Raw genomic sequence first — 19,132 nt, 5'->3', positions numbered from 1 at the left:
GTTTTTGAAATCATTTTTTTATATAATACTAACGAAAATAAAATATGAAAAATTTAGCTAATAAATTACGTCCAAACACCATAAAAGAGGTAGTTGGACAAGAACATATTAAAAAGCTTTTTTCAGAAGTTGTTAATAAAAATCTAACAACTAGTTTTTTGCTTTTTGGTGAAAGCGGAATTGGAAAAAGCTCACTAGCAACAGCATTAGCTAAAGAACTAAAAAAGACATATGGATACTTTAACGCAGCTACAGATTCAAAAAAAGATTTAATTAATCTTTTAGAAAGTTGCGAAATTATTATTGTTGATGAAATTCATCGTCTAAATAAGGATAAGCAAGATATTTTGCTTCCGTATTTAGAATTTGATAAAGTGATTGTTTATGCAACTACTACTGAAAATCCATATTTTAAAGTTAATCCAGCTTTAAGAAGTAGAATGCAAATTTTAGAACTTCATAAACTAACAAACGAAGATATTGTTAAAGGTTTAAAACTTAATATTAACAAACATTTTCAAAATCTCAATATATCTGATGATTTATTAAATAAACTTGCGTTTATGTCAAGCGGAGATTATCGAATTGCGTTAAATAATTTGCAAGTTCTGGCACTTTTAAAAAGCGATTCTTCACAGGTTACCCAAGAAGATCTTAGAATAATTGTTCCTAATGTACAATTTTATTCTGACGCAAAAGGAAGTGGACATTATAATAATTTATCAGCATTGCATAAATCCTTAAGAGGAAGTGATGTAGATGCATCAGTTTATTATGGAATGCTTATTGCTACTAGCGGAGATTTTGATGGATTGTTTCGGCGCATGCTCGCAGTTGCTTATGAAGATATAGGTCTTGCATCTCCTACAACAGCTATTAAAGTTCATCACGCTATTGAAGCTTACGAGCGTTTAGGAGTTCCAGAAGGATTGCTACCAATTACTTATGCACTAATAGAATTGGCCTTAGCACCAAAATCTAATTCAGTTGTTAAAGCTCGCGATAAAGCTTTAAATATGATTAATTCAGGTCATATTTATTCAATTCCAAAACATCTTAAAGATGCTCATTATGCATCAGCAAGCAAACTTGGTGATGGTGTGGGATATAAATATCCACACAATTATTTAAATAATTGGGTAAAACAACAGTATTTACCCAAAGAACTAATTAATGAAAGGTTTTATGAACCTGGAAATAACGATAAAGAACAAGCTATTTTAAAATATTGAACCAATTTAAAAAATAAGGAGTAATAAATGAAAGATATTTTTCAAAATATTAACCCCTTAGAGGATTTAGAAAAAATCACAAATTATCTTTATGGACCTCAAGGTCCTTGGTATACTCTTCGATAAATTTTAGTTTATATACAAACATAAACTTTTAGCTTTAATAAAGCTAATTAAAATTTAATTGAAGGGAATATTATTTCAAATGAAAAACAAAATTTTAAAATTTTTATTTATTTTATCAGCACCAATTACTATATCAACTATTTCGGCTTCTTGTATTGCTAATGAAGATACAAAAGGACAAAATCCATCAAAAAATGAGCAAGAAAAAGTCGAAAAAAATAACTCAAACATTCAAAAAGAAACTGAAATTTTAAATTCAGAAGATAATTCTCAAGAAACCGATCAATATATTGATCAAAATTTGGAAGAAACAAAAGAAGTTCCTTTTCCAGTTTACCAAATTCAAGAATTCACTTACAAATTTCCAAGAACAGCATGAGATACTGACATTAAAAAAGCAGATTTTGTCAAAGAAATGCAAAAAGTTTCAACTAATTTTAATGAAACAATTAAAGACTTAAATATGCTTAAACTTTTATCCAAATTTTATATTAAATCAACAGAAGATGTACCTTATAAAGGTACAAAGGATAATTTAGCAGTTCTTTTATATGTTCCTATAGACATTACTATTCAATATAATGATGGAGAAAAAGTTGAAATAACTGAATCATCTAAACATAAAATTCCATATACTTACATTTTTAAGGATGAAAAAGCTGAAGAAGAACTTGAAAAAAAGTTAACTGCAAAACAAAAAAATGCTAAAAAAACTCTTTTAAATATAAGAAAACAACTATTAAAAAGCTTATTTGTGCAAAGAACTTCAAATAAAGGTGAATTAATGTATGAACTTAAGCTGATTAAAGATACTAAAGATGTTGAAAAATATTCAGATTTTGTTTATGCAGTTACAGGGTTATTTTTAACTATTGATTATTTACTTAAACACCACATTTTTAATTCTCACATTAATTTATTATTACAAGGACAACAAATTTTAAACTCAAAAGGAAATCCAAGCGAAGAGCTAACTAAAAGATTTTTTGCAACTCAATTTTCAAGATATCCATATAAGTTTAATTTAGCACCTCATGCTTTTGCTTTTACTCAATCATATTTAATATTTCAAAATAATATTTTACTTGAAGAGAAAATGGATAACAAGTAGTCAAACACATAGCTTTTAGCTATGTTTTTCTTTTTTATTAAGCACATTTTTATCTAAAAAAGCTATAATAGAAATATTGATTATTTACTAATAAAAACGACTACTTAATAATCAAAAAGAATTGCTAAAAGTCTCAAATTAAGGAGCAATAAATGAAAATAAATCTTGAAAATATTAATACTTTAGAAGATTTAAAAAAAGCTAAAAATTCTTTTTATGGATCTCAAGGACCTTTAGTTGAACTACAACAAAAACTAAAGCAAGCTCCAGTGGAACAAAAAAGAACTTTAGGACAAGAAATTAATGTTTTAAAAAAACAATATGAAGAGTTTTTTGCTTTGGCAGAAGCTAAAATTAAACAAATTGAAATTGACAATAAACTTAATAGCGAATTTGTTGATGTGACCATTCCCTTAAAAAGAAGAGGTTCGCTCAATCCAATTACCATTATTGAGAATAAATTACGAGATTGATTTTATTCACATGGGTATTATGAACAAGAAGCTGGTGAAATTGTTTCTGATTTATATAATTTTGAGCGTTTAAATATTCCGCAAGATCATCCTGCTCGAGCTATGCATGATTCGTTATATTTGAATGCAACCACTTTGCTTCGGACACATAATACTGGAGTTACTGCTACTGTTTTAGAACAAAATGCTAACAAAGAAGTTTCAACTTTTGCAATCGGAAAAGTTTATCGACATGATGAAGACGATGCAACTCATTCGCATCAATTTACTCAGATTGATTTTGTAAGTGTAGGACAAGTGAGTTTTCCAAATCTAATTTGAACGCTTAAAGATTTATTGTCTTACGTTTTAGAAGAGCAAGTTAAAATTCGTTTAAGACCTTCATATTTTCCGTTTACTGAACCAAGTGTGGAAGTTGATGTATTTTACAAAAATAGATGAATTGAAATTTTAGGAGCTGGAATGCTTCACCCTAATGTTTTAAAAATGGCTGGTTTTAATCCGCAATTTAATGGATTTGCCGCTGGAATTGGAGTTGAGCGTATTACAATGATTAAATACGGATTTAGCGACATTAGAGATTTGTATAAAAATGATTTAAGAATTATGGAGCAATTTAAAGATGAAAGATAGTTTTTTAAAAATTCTTCAAAGTGAAGGTAAAAAAGCATATTTTAACAATATTATTGAGGGGCTTAGGAATTACAGTACTTTTGAAATTGTGCCTCATCAAGTCGATTTATTTCGTGCTTTTGAATTTTTTCAAGTACATGAAACAAAAATTGTTCTTTTAGGACAAGATCCATATCCGACTGAAGGAGTTGCAGATGGATTAGCTTTTTCAACACGAAGCAAAAAAACTCCTGTGAGTTTAAAAAATATTTTTAAAGAATTAACTTTAGAATTTTCTAACATTAAGTTAAAAAGTAATGATTTAACCCCTTGAGCAAAACAAGGAGTATTATTACTTAATGTTCATTTATCAACAGTAATTAACAAACCACTTGAACATAAGGATATTGGTTGAGAAAATTTTACTCAAGTTGTTTGTGAAGAAATTATTAAGCAAAATGAAAATGTTATTTTTATTGCACTTGGAAAATATGCTCAAGAGTTTGTTGAAAAATTATCTCCTTCTCCTAAATATGTTATTAAAAGTTCCCATCCAAGTCGTTTTTCAGCTAATAAAGGTTTTTTGGGTTCTTTTATTTTCACTCAAGCAAACAAAATTTTAAAAGATAATGGTTCTGAAGAAATTAATTGAGAATTAAAGGAGGCAAACTAAAATATGATTTTATCCTTAAAACATTTAAATACCTATTTGCCAGAGTATAAATTAACTTTGGAAATTGAAAAACACCTAAATGAATTAGGATTTGAAGTTGAATATATTAAACCATTTTCAGATGTAAAAGGTTTAAGATTCGCTAAAGTTTTAGAAGTTTTTGATAATCCTAATGCAAGCAATTTAGATGTTGTAAAAGCCCAACTATCAGATAAAGTAATAACAATTCAAACAGCAAATAAAATTTTAAAACCTGGAGATTTAACTATTTGTTTTGTTGAGGGTTCCTCTAAAGGGAAACAAGTTTTTGGATCAAAAAAACTCCAAGGAGTTATTTCAGAAGGAATGTTTGCTTCTTGAAGTGAAATTGGCTATGATTATTCGCTTTTAAGCCCTAAAGATCAGGTTTTAGTCCTTCCAAGTAATTTTGCATCCCTTGAAGATGATCCGATTGAAAAATTAAATTTAGATGATTATTTGCTCGAAATTAGTCCTACGGCTAATCGGAATGATGCTAATTCTTATATGACTATTGCAATGGAACTAGCTGCTTTTTACAATACCAAATTAGCTTTAAATAATCAAATGATTAAGCCATCATTTATTTCAAAAATTCAAGTTAATAAAAAAGATGCTGAAGAGTTAATGTTTTTAGAAGTTCTTGGTAAAAAAGAAACTTCATTACAAGAAAAAATGCTCCTTGCAAAGCACGGAATTGATTCTCAATTTAATTGAGCTATTAATTTAACCAATTTGTGTTTAATTGAAAGTGGAGTTCCTGCACATGTATATCCAAAAAATAAACTTTCAAGAAATTTAAGTGCTCAATTATATAGTGGAACAAGTAAAATTTTAGGGAATAAAGAAGTTAAAGTTGAAAATGTATTAACTATTTTTGATAATAAAAAACCAGTTTCCTTTGCTTGTGTAATGGGTCTTGAAGAGTATAAAGTTACTGAAAGTGATGAAGAATTTGTTTTTGAAATTGGAGTTTTTGATCCAAAACTTGTGCGTCATGGGTCAAAAGAAATTAAAATTCTTTCAAATTCTGCTAATCAAGGATCTCGAAAAATTAGCAAAGAAATTGCTCTTAGAGGAATGCAATATCTTCAACAACAAGCAAATGGTTTAAAATATTCAAATATTGTTAACGAAATTCCAAAACTTAATAAATTAGAAATTCTAAATGATGAAAAAATGCTAAAACTTTATTCAGGGATGGAAGATTTGTCAGTTTTTAATTCAGCCAAAGAAAAATTACAAAAATTAGGATTTGAATTTTCAAATTCACTAATTAAAGTACCAAATTATCGATATGATGTAACTATTTTCGCTGATATTATTGAGGAATTATTTCGTTTTTATTCGTATGATAATTTTCAGGATGCTCAATTTAAAAATACTCCAATAAAAACTCAAAAAAGAAACATTACTAAAAATTTACTAGCTTTTAAAGGATATGATGAAGTTAGAACATTCACACTAGTTTCGCAGGAAAAAGCAAAATTTAATCCTTTTAATTTTGAGCAAAATATCAATTTAATAACCTTTGTTTCCAAAGAAAGAGAAGTTATTCGTAATTCAATTATTAGCTCTTTAAATGAGATAGTTGAATATAATCAAAAACGTAAATTAAATAACATTAACATTTTTGAAAAAGGAATGATTAATGATAATGTTTATGTCATCGGAATGTCTAGCACTACTAAAAATTTTAAAGAATTTGCTAATGATGTACTTGATTTTATTCCTTACGAGGTGAAATTAATTCCTTTTAAGGATAATAATTTAATCCATTATAATACTAGTGCTAAAATTATGCATCAAAATAAAATGATTGGATGAATCGGAAAATTACACCCTCAATTTGATAACACAAATGCTTTATATGCAGAATTTTTAGATACTTTTAATGATAATTTAGCTAAATTTACTTCTGTTAATTTAGAACCATATAAAAGTATTGATTTAACTTTTGAATTACAACTTAATGAACATATTTCTGCTAAAATTGAAGCAATTAGCAATCTTGGTGAAGTTTTTGAAATTAATCAAATTGATGATTTTTATAAAGAAGCGACTAAAACTCGTTTTGTAACTTTAAGAATTGTTGGACAAACAAGTGAAATTCAAAAAATTGATAATCATTTTAATAAGTAGGTTATATGTACAAAAAAATTGCTATAGAAGATAAAGTCGTTCAAAACGCCATTAATGCTGAATTTAAGCGCCAAAGATCTCATATTGAACTTATTGCATCAGAAAATTATGTCTCTGAACAGGTTCTTAAAGCTCAAGGAAGCGTACTGACTAATAAATACGGTGAAGGATACCCTGGAAAAAGGTATTATGGAAGCTGTGAAAATGTTGATGTTGTCGAAAGTGCAGCTATTGAACGCTTAAAGAAAATTTTTAAAGTCAAATACGCTAATGTTCAATCGTATTCTGGATCAGTAGCTAATGCAGCAGCAATAGCTTCAGTGGTTCCAGAAAAAGGAAAAGTAATGGGGCTTAGTCTCTCATCAGGAGGACATTTAACTCACGGATATAAAATTTCTTTTAGTGGAATTTTTTATAATTCAATTACTTACGATGTTGGAGAAGATGGATATTTAGATTATGATCAAATTGAAGAAATTGCTCTTAGAGAAAAACCTGATCTTATCATTTGTGGATATTCAGCTTATCCAAGAATTATTGATTTTAAACGCTTTCGAGAAATTGCTGATAAATGTGGAGCTAAATTATTAGCTGATATAGCTCATATTGCTGGTTTAATTGCTGGGGGAGTGCATCCTTCTCCTGTTGGATATGCTCACATAATTACTTCAACTACCCACAAAACTCTTCGTGGAGGACGCGGGGGAGTAATTATGACTGATGATGAGCAAATTGCTAAAAAAGTTGATCGTTGAGTTTTTCCTGGATATCAAGGTGGACCTTTATTTCATGCTATTGCAGGAAAAGCGGTTGCTTTTTATGAAGCCTTACAACCACAATTTAAACAATATGCAAAAGATGTTGTTAAAAATTCAAAAAGCTTTGCTTCAGCATTTAAAAAACTTGGAGCTAAAATCATTTCTGGCGGAACTGATAATCATTTATTTTTAATTAATGTTTATGATACTTATAAAATTACCGGTAAACAAGCTGAAACAATTTTAGAAAAATTTAACATTACTATTAATAAAAATTCAATTCCTTTTGATACTTTGTCGCCAATGGTAACTAGTGGAATTCGTTTAGGAAGTGCTGCAATGACCAGCCGGGGATTTACAAAATGAAAAGAACTAGCTCATTTAATTGACAAAATTTTAAAAAATTACGAGTTTTTTAATTCTAAATCTGCACAAAGTAAGGATGAAAAAGAAAAAATTCAAAAACAAATTAAGTTATGAACTAAAGAGTTCCCGATTAAAAAAAGTTATTTAAATTAAAGACAAAAAAATCTTTGTCTTTTTTGTATTGAAAATACTTTTATTTGATAAAATAAAAAAGCAATACATAAAGACAGCAACGGCTTAAAAGCTTAATCATGTTGCCGAGTGTATCTCTTAGTTAGTTTGTATTGCAATATTTTTGAAAGGAGGCATAAACAGTGTCTGAATCAAATTTCAAAATAGCAAAAAGAAACACAGTTAATGAAATTGCAGATAAAGTTCAACAAGCAAAAGCAATTGCTTTTGCGGAATATCGTGGTCTTTCAGTGGCAGAACTAAAAGAACTTAGAGTTGAAGCCAAAAAAATTGGTGTAGAAATTAAAGTTTACAAAAATAGACTTTTTAAAATTGCTGCCGCAAAAACCGGTTTTGAAAACCTTGCAGATCATTTAGTTGGACCAAACATTTTTGCGTTCTCAAAACAAGATGATATGTCTGCTGCAAAATTACTTGTTAAATTTGCTAAAACTCACAAACTAATGGTTATTAAAGCAGGAACATACGAAGGTCAAGTTATTGATGCTAGTGGTGTTAAACAAGTTGCATCTCTTCCAACATACGAAGAAGCACTTGGAATTCTTGCACGTTCACTTATGGCACCATTACAACAAATCTCATTATCACTTAAATTAGTAAGTGAAGGAAAATCAGAATAATTAAAAAATAAAATATAGCATAGAAAGGTATAATTATGGCTAAATTAACAAAAGAAACATTTATCGAATCTCTTAAAGAAATGTCAATTAAAGAAGTTATGGAACTTGTTGATGCAATGAAAGAAGAGTTTGGAATTGACCCTTCAGCAGCTGTTGCTGTTGCTGCAGCTCCGGCAGAAGGTGGAGAAGAAGTTAAATCAAACGTTAAAGTTGTAATTAAAGCTGATAATGGTAAAAAAGTACAAATCATTAAAGCTGTTAAAGAATTACTTGGAAACTCACTTATGGAAGCTAAAAAACTTGTTGATAATCTTCCAGCAGTAGTTAAAGAAAACATTAAACCAGAAGAAGCAGAACAAATTAAAGCTGCTCTTGTTGAAGCTGGTGCTGAAGTTTCAGTTGAATAATTTTTTATAAATTATAGTTAAAACATCATTTTAAAATGATGTTTTTTTGTTGCTTTATTAAGTATATTTTTTATAAAAAATTGCAAATTTTGCCTTTAATTATAGAAACATTTCCACAAATTAATTCTAAATTATTTGCTCTTTTTTAGGAATTAAAAGTTTTTAAACATTTTTAAAATTCATTTTTTCTAAAAATTTAATACCTAATCAAATTATTTTTATTATCCTAAAATTAGGAGAGTGGTTTTAGGAAAAATAATAAAAATTAATTTCTTTTCTTATGATTATTCCGATTAAATTGGTAAAAAATCATTTTGCAACATCAATAAGAATTAGACCCTATACTTTTTCGTTGGCTGATGTTGCTTATAAAAATAGAAGTTAGTTAAATTAAAATCTAAAAAATTACAATCCTAGAGATTCTATTAAATATCTTTCAAATTAAATAGAATCTAAACTAAAATAGTTTTTTAGAAAGGAATGTTAATGTTAAAAAAGCTAACCTCTAAATTAACATCTAAAGGTTTTACTACTAATCAAATTTTTGCGTTAATTATTTTAGCTGCTGCAGATGTTTTTGTTATTGCTGCGCCTTATTATATCAAAAACATTGTACCCAATTTGCATCTTTATTTAGGTGTGCGTGAAGATGATGTAGCTAAAATAACTGCAGTTATTGGTTGGGTAACCTTAGCTACTCAACTTCCAGGTGGATTTTTAGCAAATAAATTTCCCTCTCGTTGATTACTTTTTTTAGCCGTTTTATCAACTGGTTTAATTGGTTTTTGGTTTGGGATTACCGTTTTAAATCAACAAAGTTTTGATAAAGATTCTCTAGTTAATACTTATAAGGCTATTTGAGGTCTTTGAGGAATTAGTTCAACACTAATTTTCTGAACTCCACTTTGAAAACTTGTTTCTCAACAAGCAACAAAAGAAAATCAAGCTTTTGCTTATGGAATTCAAGGTACAGCCAATGGATTTTTAGGTTTATTTTTTGTTTATGTAATTGGAGTTATAGTAACTTATGTTTGAATTCCAGCTACTAGCAAATCAGATAAAACTCCTTTTGCTGTATATTCATTTTTACTTTCAGCTTTCTTAGTTGCTACAAGTTTTATGGTGCTGTTCTTTGTAAAAGAAAAATATACAAAATCTGAAGAAAAAATTACCGTTTCTAACTTGATGCATAAGTTAAAAACTAATCTAATTAGTATTTTTAAAGCTATGAAAAATTGAAAATTATGAGCAATGTCTATTTTTGTAATGGGTGCTTATATTTTTCAATCAGTTCTTGGATATTACATTATTAATATGATGGAAAATGTTTATATAGCCCCTGTTATTTTAGTTTCGATTTTAGCTGGACTAAGAACCTATGGTCTTAGAATGCTTGTTTCAGGATATGTAGGTCGCTTTGCAGATAAGTTTAAATCATATGTTTTATTACTTGTTTTTGCTTTAATGGCTGGAATGGCCTGTTTAGTTGTCTTTACTATTTTGCCTTCGTTTGGAACCAACTTTGCACAAAATTCAGCACTAAAAGTATTTTTCTTAATAATACTTTCAATTTGTTTTATTTTAGGTGGTATTGTAACTTGAACAATAGTAACACTCAGATTTACTCAAATTTCCGAAGTTCACATTGAGAAAAAAGCTTATGCTTCATCAATAGGATTAATTAGTTTTATTGCCTTTTCACCAGATGCTTGATTTTATGAACTTGCTGGTTATGTGGGAGGAATTTACACTCCAGTTGGAGCAACAAATACTTCTGCTTTTGGATATCAATTAATTATTTTAATTGCAATTGCTTTTGCTTTTATTGGCTTGATAGCTGGATTGATAGTATTTTTATCAAATAGAGCTGAACTTAAAAGATTAGGTAAAACTGATTATCGTTGAAGGGAATTACAAAATGATTAGAAAAAAACAATTACTCTTAGCTCATCGTGGCTATTCAGGAATTGCTCCTGAAAACACTAAATTAGCTTTTATGCTAGCTTATGAATATGGTTTTGATGGAGTTGAACTGGATGTTCACATGACTAAAGATAAGCATTTAGTCATTATTCATGATGAAACCACTGATCGTACTGCATTAGTTAGTAGAAATATCGAAAACTCAACTTTAGCACAACTAAAAAAAGATGATCATTCAAGCTTTTTTAAGTTTGAAGTACAAAAACAAAGGATATTAACTCTTGATGAATTTTTTCAATTGTTTTTAGATAAGTTTAAATTAATTAATGTTGAAATAAAAACTGACGTAAAACTTTATCCTGGAATTGAAGAAGAGCTTGATAAATTAAAAGATATTTACCCACAAATTTTAGATAAAGTTGTTTATTCATCATTTAATTTCTCTACCCTTGAAAGAATGTATGCTTTAGATCCAAAATACAAACTAGCCTTTTTATGGTGGAAAAAAACAGAGTTTAAAAAAATTTCTCATAAAAGAATAAAGCAAGTTTGTAAGTATCTAAACCCTTGAACCGTTTTGTATGATAAACACAAAGATGAATATAAGACTTTAGGATTACCATTTATGCTTTGAACATTAAATACTGAGAGAAAATATAAACAATACTTAGAAGATGATAAAGTTTTTGCACAAATAAGTAATCATAAATATAAAAAATAAACCCCTTAAATTTTTAAATAAACAGGAAATAATCTAATTACAACCCCCCTCCTTTAATATTTAAATTTCGTAGTTCATTTCGTCATACCTGTCTTTTCATTTAATTAATAATAACAATAGATAAAATTTCAAAAGTAACAATTTAAATAAGTTTTTAATTTCTAAAAAAGCAATTAAAAAGCATAAATTTAATTTATGCTTTTTAATATTTACCGATAATTTTTTTCTCGATATATTTATTTCTTAAATGAATTAGTGGAATCATTAAAGAAGCAAGTATTGCAGTATAAATTGGAATGCTAATAATTGATCTAAAGATAATTGGAAGCATAACTATAACATAGCTTTTTTGCAGTGTTAATTTAGATTTAGGTGATATTCAAGTTTTTCATCTGATAAAAGCAAATGGTCCTCAAATTCATCTAAAAATAACAATAATTAAAACAACCGAAGCAAATGATATTAGAGTTACAATTAAATTATTTTTAGTAAGGGATTCTTTTTTAGAAAGGAGATATTTAACACTTAAAAATGTCATAATTCCCACGATTACCGCACTTAAAATTCCTAAAATCACAAAAGTTGTAATTGAAATTTCTTTAAAACCAAATGTTTTTGATATTTTAATTGCACTAATTTCCTTGATGCTAGTTTGTCATCAAAAAATAACAAATAATGATGCAATAGTAACTCATAAAAAGACATTTGATAATATTACTGATAATTTTTTATTTTTTTCAAATAAATCAAAAAACATTGACATTAAAAATGTGGAAATAATTGGAACAATTCCATAGACCCAATGTCAAGTTGCGACACTACCTGAAATTAATAATCCAAAAAAATCAGCTAAAATACCAACTAATGCAGCTTTAAAGTATCTTAAAAAATAAGAAATAACAATATAAAACAGAAATTCAAATGATAAACCGCTTCTCCCTGCGGTTGCATTAACAATTAAATAAAGACCCAAAAGCAATCCACTTATTGCTATATCGATAATATCAAGTTTAAAAAACTCTTTATAACTTAAAAGTTTTTTAAAACTATATTTTGAAACTCCTTTCAAATTAATAAATTGATTTGTCTTTACTAAGGATAAGTTTGTTATTATTTTTTCTTTAACAAAACAATAATATATTGGCGGAAACAATCCTAGTAAAAACAACAAGTAGTATGTGTATTTACTTCGAACTTTTAAGTGAATATTTTTTAAATTAATGTTTCTAATGTAAAAATACGCATCTCTTCAAAGTACAATAAATGAAGTAATGAGTGCTACTACTGAAATTATTAAGAAAATATTTCTAGTTTGCACATCAACTTTATCTAATGAAGCATACATAACCAATGTTATGAGACTAATAAAGAGTGCAAGACCACTTGCGATGCTCGAATACAAAGTTTTTCGTGAGAAAAGAAAGTGCTCATTTTCTCGTTGGGTAATATATAAATTCTGTTGTGAGTTAATAAGCAAAATTATATCCTATTTTAGGAATTATTTACATTATGCTTTTGATCATTTATATTATTACTTAAGTAAATTAAATTAACCCGATCATTGTTTTGGGCAATATTTTCATTGATTGTACTTAAAACTTTTAATCTGAACAAATCATCAATTTTTCCATTTATAAATTCATTTGTCACATTGCTTGCAAATTGTTCAAATTCTGAAGTTAAGCACATGTAAATTGCGTTTAAATTACAATAAAAATCACTAGTTTGAGTTTTGGTAAAGATTTTAATTGCATCTTCAACACTATCTTGGTCAATTTTTGAAAGATCATCAACTAACTCAACAAAGAAAATGCGATCATCAATTTCAAAAAGAGTTAGTAAGTATTTAATCTTCTTAGTATGTTGTTTGTTTATTTTAAATATATTAAAAATTTTATTTTCCATAATTTCCTCCACATCTAAGTAATAAGTTTTTTCTCGAAAAATTAAAAAAAATTTCAATTATTTATATTTTTTATGTAAATGTTTCCACAAAATCCTTTTTGATTTATCCCCACTTTTTTAGTACTAAAACAATTTTGTGCATTTTTTTAATACAAAATTTTTACTTATATTTGTGAATTCTTAAAAATATTCTTCTTATAATTAAGTTGAGAGAGTAGTTAATAGGAGGAACAATGAAAAAATATGATGTTGCCATAATTGGTGCAGGGATTATTGGTGGTTCAATTGCGTATGAATTAGCTCAATATGATTTAGATGTGATTATTTTAGAAAAAAATCCTAAAGTTGCTAATGAAACTTCAATTGGAAATTCAGGACTAATTCACGGGGGTTTTGACCCTGAACCACATAAAATCGAAGCTAAATTAAACCTTTTAGGAAATCAAAAATGACATAATAAATGATTTAAAGATTTAACTTTTCCAAGAGTTAAAATCGATTCAATGGTTTTAGCTTTTGACAATGAAACTGAAATGGAACATGTCAAAATGCTTTATGAACGTGGAATTGAAAATCATCTAGATCCTAAAGATTTAGCAATTTTAACCAAAGAAGAAGTACTCAAACGTGAACCAAATGTTAATCCTAATGTTTGTGGTGCACTTCTTTGTACTTCTTCAAGTGCAATTCATCCCGTTGAGGCCACCAAAGCACTAATTGGTGCCGCAAAACAAAATGGAACAACATTAAAAGTTAATGCAAAAGTAACCAAAATTGTCTACAAAGATAATTTATTTGAAATTACAGTTAAAGATTCTGAAACAATTTATGCTAAAAAAGTAGTCGATGCTGCAGGACACTATGCTGATGTGATTGCAAGTGAAAATGGGTTTGATGATTTTAAATAAAAAACCCGTCGAGGAGAGTATCGTATTATCGATAATTATGATCCGCATTTAATTTCCTCAGTTTTGTTTAAAGTTCCAACAATTCATGGAAAAGGAATTATTGTCGCTCCAACTTTAGATGGTCAATATTTAGTAGGTCCTACTGCTGAAGAGGATGTTGCTAAGGAAGATACTAGATTAGTCACTAGAGAAAAATATGATTACATCGGCGAAATTGGAAAACAAATTATTCCATCTTTAAAACTTGAGCGAACTATGATGACAATCTCTGGTTCTCGTCCAATAGATATTGAAACTAATGATTTTGTGATTCGTCACTCGAAGAAAAATAAGCATTTTGTTATTGCTGGAGGAATGCAATCACCAGCACTTTCGTCAGCACCGGCAATCGCAGAGGAAATTGTTAAGCTACTTGAATTAGAGTTAAAACCTAGAAAAAATTACAATCCTAAATATTCAATTGATGTATTTTAAATTACATAATTTACAAAAAAGGAAAATATGCACAAAAATAAATATCTTATTACTCTTGATGAGGGAACAACTTCATGCCGTACCATCGTTTTTGATAAAAATGCAAAAATTGTGGCTACATCTCAATCTGAATTTACACAATATTATCCAAAAAGTGGTTGAGTTGAACATGATGCATTAGAAATTTGAAACACTCAACTTTCAACAATGCAAGCTGCTAAACATAAAGCCGGAATTAAATCTACTGATGTACAAGCAGTTGGGATTACTAACCAACGTGAAACTGTTGTGTTATGAGATAAATCAACCGGATTACCAGTTTATAATGCAATTGTTTGGCAAGACCGTAGAACTAGCGAATATTGTGAGACTTTATCTAAACACGTTGAAAAAGTAAGAGAAAAAACCGGTTTAATTATTAACCCTTATTTTTCTGGAACTAAAATTCGTTGAATTTTAAAAAATGTTCCACAAGCTCAAAAAGTTCTTGAAGAGGGAAATTTATTAGCTGGAACAATTGACACATGACTTATTTGAAAATTAACTGGTGGAAAAGTGCATGCAACTGATGTTTCAAATGCATCAAGAACATTGCTTTTTAATATTAACACCATGTCATGAGATCAAGAATTGCTTGATTTATTTGAAATTCCATCCCAAATTCTTCCTGAAGTTAAATCATCTTCAGAAGTTTATGGAACTATCGAACCAGCACACTGATCACTAAAAGCAGTTGGAGAAGTCCCAATTGCAGGGGTTGCAGGAGATCAGCAATCAGCTCTTTTTGGACAATTGTGTACCAAAGAAGGAATGGTGAAAAATACTTATGGGACTGGATGCTTTACTTTAATGAACATTGGAGAAACTCCAATTTTATCTAAAAATAAACTACTTACTACCGTTGCATGACAATTAGGGGATGCAAAACCTGTTTATGCTCTTGAAGGATCAGTATTTATTGCTGGAGCTGCAATTCAATGAATTAGAGACGGTCTTAGATTAATTTATAATGCTGCTGAATCAGATTTTTATGCTAATTTAGCTCAAAAAGAAAATACTCACCAAGTATACCTTGTTCCTTCATTTACTGGACTTGGAGCTCCATATTGAGATTCATATTCTCGGGGAGCAATCTTTGGACTTGAACGAGGAACTAAAAAAGAACACATCATTAAAGCAACTCTTGAATCAATTGCATTCCAAAGCAATGATTTAATTAAAGCAATGTCAAGTGATGTTAATAAAAAAATTGAAGTGCTTAAAGTTGATGGTGGTGCAAGTAATTCGAACTACTTAATGCAATTCCAATCTTCGATTTCTTCAGTAAAAGTTGTACGCCCTAAAAATGTGGAAACAACTGCTCTTGGAGCAACATTTTTAGCAGGACTTGCAACCAAATACTGAGATTCACTTTCAGAAATTGAAGCTTCACTAGAAGTAGATAAAGAATTTACTCCACAATTACCAGAAGTAGAAGTAAAAAAACTAACTCATGGATGAGATGTTGCAGTTAAACGAACATTTAATTGAGTCAAAGAAGTAGAAGGAGAATAAAATGGACGCAGTTTCAACACAATATGTGGCTGGTTTTATTAGTGAGTTAATCGGAACAATGATCCTAATTTTATTAGGGAATGGAGTTAACGCTTCAGTTAGCTTTAAAAAAATGTACGCACATAACTCTAGAGCAAATTGAGTCGCAATTATTATGGGGTGAGGATTTGCGGTTCTTGTTGGGGTAATTACTTCAGCTTCATTATTTAACGCAATTGTTGGTAAAGGAACTGCTGGTGATCTTTCAATTGGTTCTGCACATTTAAATCCAGCAGTAACAGTAGCTTTATTTGTAAAAACTGGATCAGCAATTACTGGAACTCATTTTGGATTAGCTATAGTTTATATTATTGCTCAATTTTTAGGAGCTGCACTTGGACAATCAATTTTAAACTTTATTAATTACAAACACATTCTAGAAAATCCAGCAGCAACTCTTAAAGGAACAAGCTGTACTGGTTCAACTCATAGAGAAGCTTGATTGCAAAATGTTTCGTATGAATTTGTTGGTACTGCAGTACTTTTAGCAGTAGTTTTAGGATCAAGTGCCCTTGCAAAAATGGAAGCTGGATGACTTGTTTCGCTAGCAGTTATGGGAATTGGACTTTCACTTGGTTCAGCTACAGGATATGCAATTAACCCAGCTCGTGATTTAGCACCACGTATGGTATATTATTTAACCACTAAATTACTTAAAGATAAAATGCAAGGAGAAATTGTTTCACCAGATTGAAATTACGGATTATTAGTACCTGGACTTTCTCCTATTCTTGGAGCAGTTTTTGTAGGAGCTATTGCCACAGCCTTTTAAAAATATATAAATACAAAAAAAGTAGCGTAATTGCTACTTTTTTTAGACATTTTAAGCATTAATTTGCTTTGAAAAGTTTTTAATTTCTTTTAGCGTTTCTTGAAGATCTTCAAGAGTTTTACCTTCTAAATTTGATGCTGTTGCTATGCAAAGACCTTCAACAAAAGGTGCATCAGCTAAAATAACATTAGCATCTGCAAGCATTTCAATAGCCATTTGCGAACTCATCAGCGAAGAACCAATTTCACTAAAAACAATAATTCCGCTCCCGTTATTAACTTGATTGATTTTTTCAATAATATAATTAACGTCACATCCATATTCAGAACTATCAGGCAGTCCACCAGCATTAACGATTTTAAAATCAGAATGTTTCATAATTAGTGCTAATTTAATAGCTTCTTCAGCTAAGTTTTTACTATGAGAAACAACCACAAAATTAACCATTTTGACTTAACTCTTTAACAACAATTTCAAGCATGTAATAAACACTTTGAGACCCTGGATCGGTAACTCCAATACTTCTTTCGCCTAAATATGAAGCTCTACCTTTTTTAGCAATTAGATTTTTGGATTGCTCTAAGTGATTATGAGCAATTGTTAATGCTGTTTCAAGAGCTTGATTTTTGGAAATGCCTTGAGCTAATTGTTCATAATAAGTAGTTGCAAAAGGAACTAAAATATCAACCATTGTTTTATCGCCAATATTAGCTTTTCCGCGCATTTGCACTGCCAAAGCACCATCTAAAAGTCCTTGTGCGAAGTTAGAACTTTGTGCAAGTTTTAAAAATACACTTCCAAGTAGTGGGCCACTAGAACCACCAACTTTGCTCATTAAAGTCATGGCAATATGATTGAAAAGATCCTTATGTGGTTTATCTGCATAATTATCTAAAGTTGGCAAGAGCGCTTCAAATCCCCGTTTGAGATTAATTCCATGATCTCCATCTCCAATTAAGCGATCTAATTCGGTTAATTCATCAGCTTTTAATTGGATAACTTTGGTAATTTTTTTAATAATTTTAATAATTAATTGACTATTCATATCTTTTCTCTTTAAAATAAAGTACTTTTAATTTCAAAATCTAAGTATTTAGTCATTTCCTCATCAAGCTTAACTAAAGTAATTGAAAATCCAGGCATTTCTAGTGAGGTCATGTAATTTCCTACTAGTGATTTATGAACTGTAATTCCGTGTGCTTTAAGTTGATTGTTTACTTCTTTATTAACAATGTATAGCTCCATTAAAGTTGTTGAACCTAGACCATTTACCAGCACAGCGACTTTTTCGTCTTTAATGTTACTTTCTTTAAGTAATAATTTAAGCATGTTTTCAACATGAACTTGAGCACTGGCAAGTTTTTCTTTGTGAGTTCCTGGTTCTCCATGAATTCCAAGTCCCATTTCAATTTCATCTTCAGCAAGTTCAAAGCTTTTCTTTCCACTGGCTGGAATTGTAGCTCCTCCTAAACTCATTCCTAATGTTTTGGTATTACTAATTACTTTATTAGCTAAAGTTTGAAGTGCTTCTAATGAAAGTCCATTCTCAGAAGCACTTCCAACAATTTTATGAACAAATACTGTTCCAGCCACCCCACGACGACCAGCTGTATAAAGACTATCTTCAACAGCAATATCATCATTAACAATAACACTTTTAACATCAATTCCGTTAGCTTGAGCCATTTCAGCAGCAAGTTCAAAATTTAAGACATCACCAGTATAATTTTTAATAATTAACAAAACTCCTTTTCCTTGAGTTGTTGCTTCGATGGCTCCATAAACTTGATCTACTGCAGGGGATGTAAATACTTCCCCAAGTACAGCAGCATCAAGCATTCCATGTCCAACAAACCCTGCATGTGCGGGTTCATGACCACTTCCTCCACCAGAAATTAAAACAACTTTTTCTGGAATGTGTTTTTTAGCAATGACATTATAATTTTCTACTTTGTAAACATTTGAGTTTGCGTAAACAATTCCTTCAATCATTTCCGAAACAACTGTTTCAACATTATTTAAAATTTTTTTCATATTTTCTCCTATCGTTTTATTTAGATAATTAAATTATACTTTTTACTCCTAAAAATGTTCATTTTATGGAAA

17 protein-coding genes and 1 pseudogene are annotated in these 19,132 nt (G+C 29.2%); 13 read left to right on the top strand and 5 right to left on the bottom strand.

The genetic code is table 4. From position 1 onward, the window contains the following. Positions 1-44: 44 nt before the first annotated feature. The 10 genes from EXC58_RS03615 (at position 45) to EXC58_RS03570 (ending at position 11,374) form a co-directional block, all read left to right on the top strand. Positions 45-1,256 (top strand): replication-associated recombination protein A, encoded by a 1,212-nt coding sequence (locus EXC58_RS03615; RefSeq protein ID WP_129725672.1) that lies wholly within the window; start codon positions 45-47, stop codon positions 1,254-1,256. A gap of 181 nt (positions 1,257-1,437) precedes the next feature. Continuing rightward, on the top strand, positions 1,438-2,469 hold the full coding sequence (locus EXC58_RS03610; protein ID WP_129725671.1) for a hypothetical protein: 1,032 nt from the start codon (positions 1,438-1,440) through the stop codon (positions 2,467-2,469). 152 nt (positions 2,470-2,621) lie between these two features. Further along, on the top strand, positions 2,622-3,575 hold the full coding sequence (pheS, locus tag EXC58_RS03605) for a phenylalanine--tRNA ligase subunit alpha (RefSeq protein ID WP_129725670.1): 954 nt from the start codon (positions 2,622-2,624) through the stop codon (positions 3,573-3,575). Beyond that, positions 3,565-4,227, top strand: coding sequence for a uracil-DNA glycosylase (locus EXC58_RS03600; protein ID WP_129725669.1), 663 nt, complete (start codon positions 3,565-3,567; stop codon positions 4,225-4,227). The genes pheS and EXC58_RS03600 overlap by 11 nt, the downstream gene beginning before the upstream one ends. Positions 4,228-4,230: 3 nt before the next feature. Then, positions 4,231-6,387, top strand: a complete 2,157-nt coding sequence (locus EXC58_RS03595) for a phenylalanine--tRNA ligase subunit beta (protein WP_129725668.1) — start codon at positions 4,231-4,233, stop codon at positions 6,385-6,387. A 5-nt stretch (positions 6,388-6,392) separates the two neighbouring features. Continuing rightward, positions 6,393-7,664 carry a serine hydroxymethyltransferase gene (gene glyA, locus EXC58_RS03590; RefSeq protein ID WP_129725667.1) on the top strand — a complete coding sequence of 424 codons (1,272 nt, stop codon included), beginning with the start codon at positions 6,393-6,395 and terminating at the stop codon, positions 7,662-7,664. A 161-nt stretch (positions 7,665-7,825) separates the two neighbouring features. Then, positions 7,826-8,323 (top strand): 50S ribosomal protein L10, encoded by a 498-nt coding sequence (gene rplJ / locus EXC58_RS03585; protein WP_129725666.1) that lies wholly within the window; start codon positions 7,826-7,828, stop codon positions 8,321-8,323. Positions 8,324-8,358: 35 nt separating this feature from the next. Beyond that, positions 8,359-8,730: a 50S ribosomal protein L7/L12 gene (rplL, locus tag EXC58_RS03580; protein ID WP_129725665.1), complete on the top strand. Its 372-nt coding sequence runs from the start codon at positions 8,359-8,361 to the stop codon at positions 8,728-8,730. 486 nt (positions 8,731-9,216) lie between these two features. Further along, positions 9,217-10,656, top strand: coding sequence for an MFS transporter (locus EXC58_RS03575; RefSeq protein WP_129725664.1), 1,440 nt, complete (start codon positions 9,217-9,219; stop codon positions 10,654-10,656). Beyond that, positions 10,652-11,374 (top strand): glycerophosphodiester phosphodiesterase family protein, encoded by a 723-nt coding sequence (locus EXC58_RS03570; RefSeq protein WP_129725964.1) that lies wholly within the window; start codon positions 10,652-10,654, stop codon positions 11,372-11,374. Before EXC58_RS03575 ends, EXC58_RS03570 begins: the two co-directional genes overlap by 5 nt. Positions 11,375-11,576: 202 nt before the next feature. On the opposite strand, the gene EXC58_RS03565 is transcribed toward EXC58_RS03570, so the two are convergent. Together EXC58_RS03565 and EXC58_RS03560 are read right to left on the bottom strand one after the other, a co-directional pair. Beyond that, positions 11,577-12,851: a hypothetical protein gene (locus EXC58_RS03565; RefSeq protein ID WP_129725663.1), complete on the bottom strand. Its 1,275-nt coding sequence runs from the start codon at positions 12,849-12,851 to the stop codon at positions 11,577-11,579. 14 nt (positions 12,852-12,865) lie between these two features. Then, on the bottom strand, positions 12,866-13,279 hold the full coding sequence (locus EXC58_RS03560) for a hypothetical protein (RefSeq protein ID WP_129725662.1): 414 nt from the start codon (positions 13,277-13,279) through the stop codon (positions 12,866-12,868). Positions 13,280-13,512: 233 nt separating this feature from the next. Between EXC58_RS03560 and glpO the strand changes: the two are divergent. The 3 genes and pseudogenes from glpO (at position 13,513) to EXC58_RS03545 (ending at position 17,026) form a co-directional block, all read left to right on the top strand. After that, a pseudogene (gene glpO / locus EXC58_RS03555) lies at positions 13,513-14,661 on the top strand (type 2 glycerol-3-phosphate oxidase). Positions 14,662-14,688: 27 nt separating this feature from the next. Then, complete coding sequence (glpK, locus tag EXC58_RS03550) at positions 14,689-16,215, top strand: glycerol kinase GlpK (protein WP_129725661.1); 1,527 nt, start codon at positions 14,689-14,691, stop codon at positions 16,213-16,215. Between the two features lies 1 nt (position 16,216). Next, positions 16,217-17,026, top strand: a complete 810-nt coding sequence (locus EXC58_RS03545) for an MIP/aquaporin family protein (protein ID WP_129725660.1) — start codon at positions 16,217-16,219, stop codon at positions 17,024-17,026. Positions 17,027-17,077: 51 nt separating this feature from the next. On the opposite strand, the gene dhaM is transcribed toward EXC58_RS03545, so the two are convergent. From dhaM to dhaK, 3 genes are read right to left on the bottom strand one after another with little or no spacing between them, the layout of a single operon-like run. Beyond that, positions 17,078-17,473, bottom strand: coding sequence for a dihydroxyacetone kinase phosphoryl donor subunit DhaM (dhaM, locus tag EXC58_RS03540; RefSeq protein WP_129725659.1), 396 nt, complete (start codon positions 17,471-17,473; stop codon positions 17,078-17,080). Beyond that, the gene (dhaL, locus tag EXC58_RS03535; RefSeq protein ID WP_129725658.1) at positions 17,466-18,071 is read right to left on the bottom strand and encodes a dihydroxyacetone kinase subunit DhaL; all 606 of its coding nucleotides are present in this window, start codon (positions 18,069-18,071) and stop codon (positions 17,466-17,468) included. The genes dhaM and dhaL overlap by 8 nt, the downstream gene beginning before the upstream one ends. Before the next feature lie 11 nt (positions 18,072-18,082). Further along, positions 18,083-19,060: a dihydroxyacetone kinase subunit DhaK gene (gene dhaK, locus EXC58_RS03530; protein ID WP_129725657.1), complete on the bottom strand. Its 978-nt coding sequence runs from the start codon at positions 19,058-19,060 to the stop codon at positions 18,083-18,085. Positions 19,061-19,132 lie beyond the last annotated feature (72 nt).

Source organism: Mycoplasmopsis citelli (assembly GCF_900660645.1).
GTDB lineage: Bacteria > Bacillota_I > Bacilli_A > Mycoplasmatales > Metamycoplasmataceae > Mycoplasmopsis > Mycoplasmopsis citelli.
Note: the sequence above shows the minus strand (reverse complement) of the source record. Positions and strands in the feature narration are given on the sequence as shown.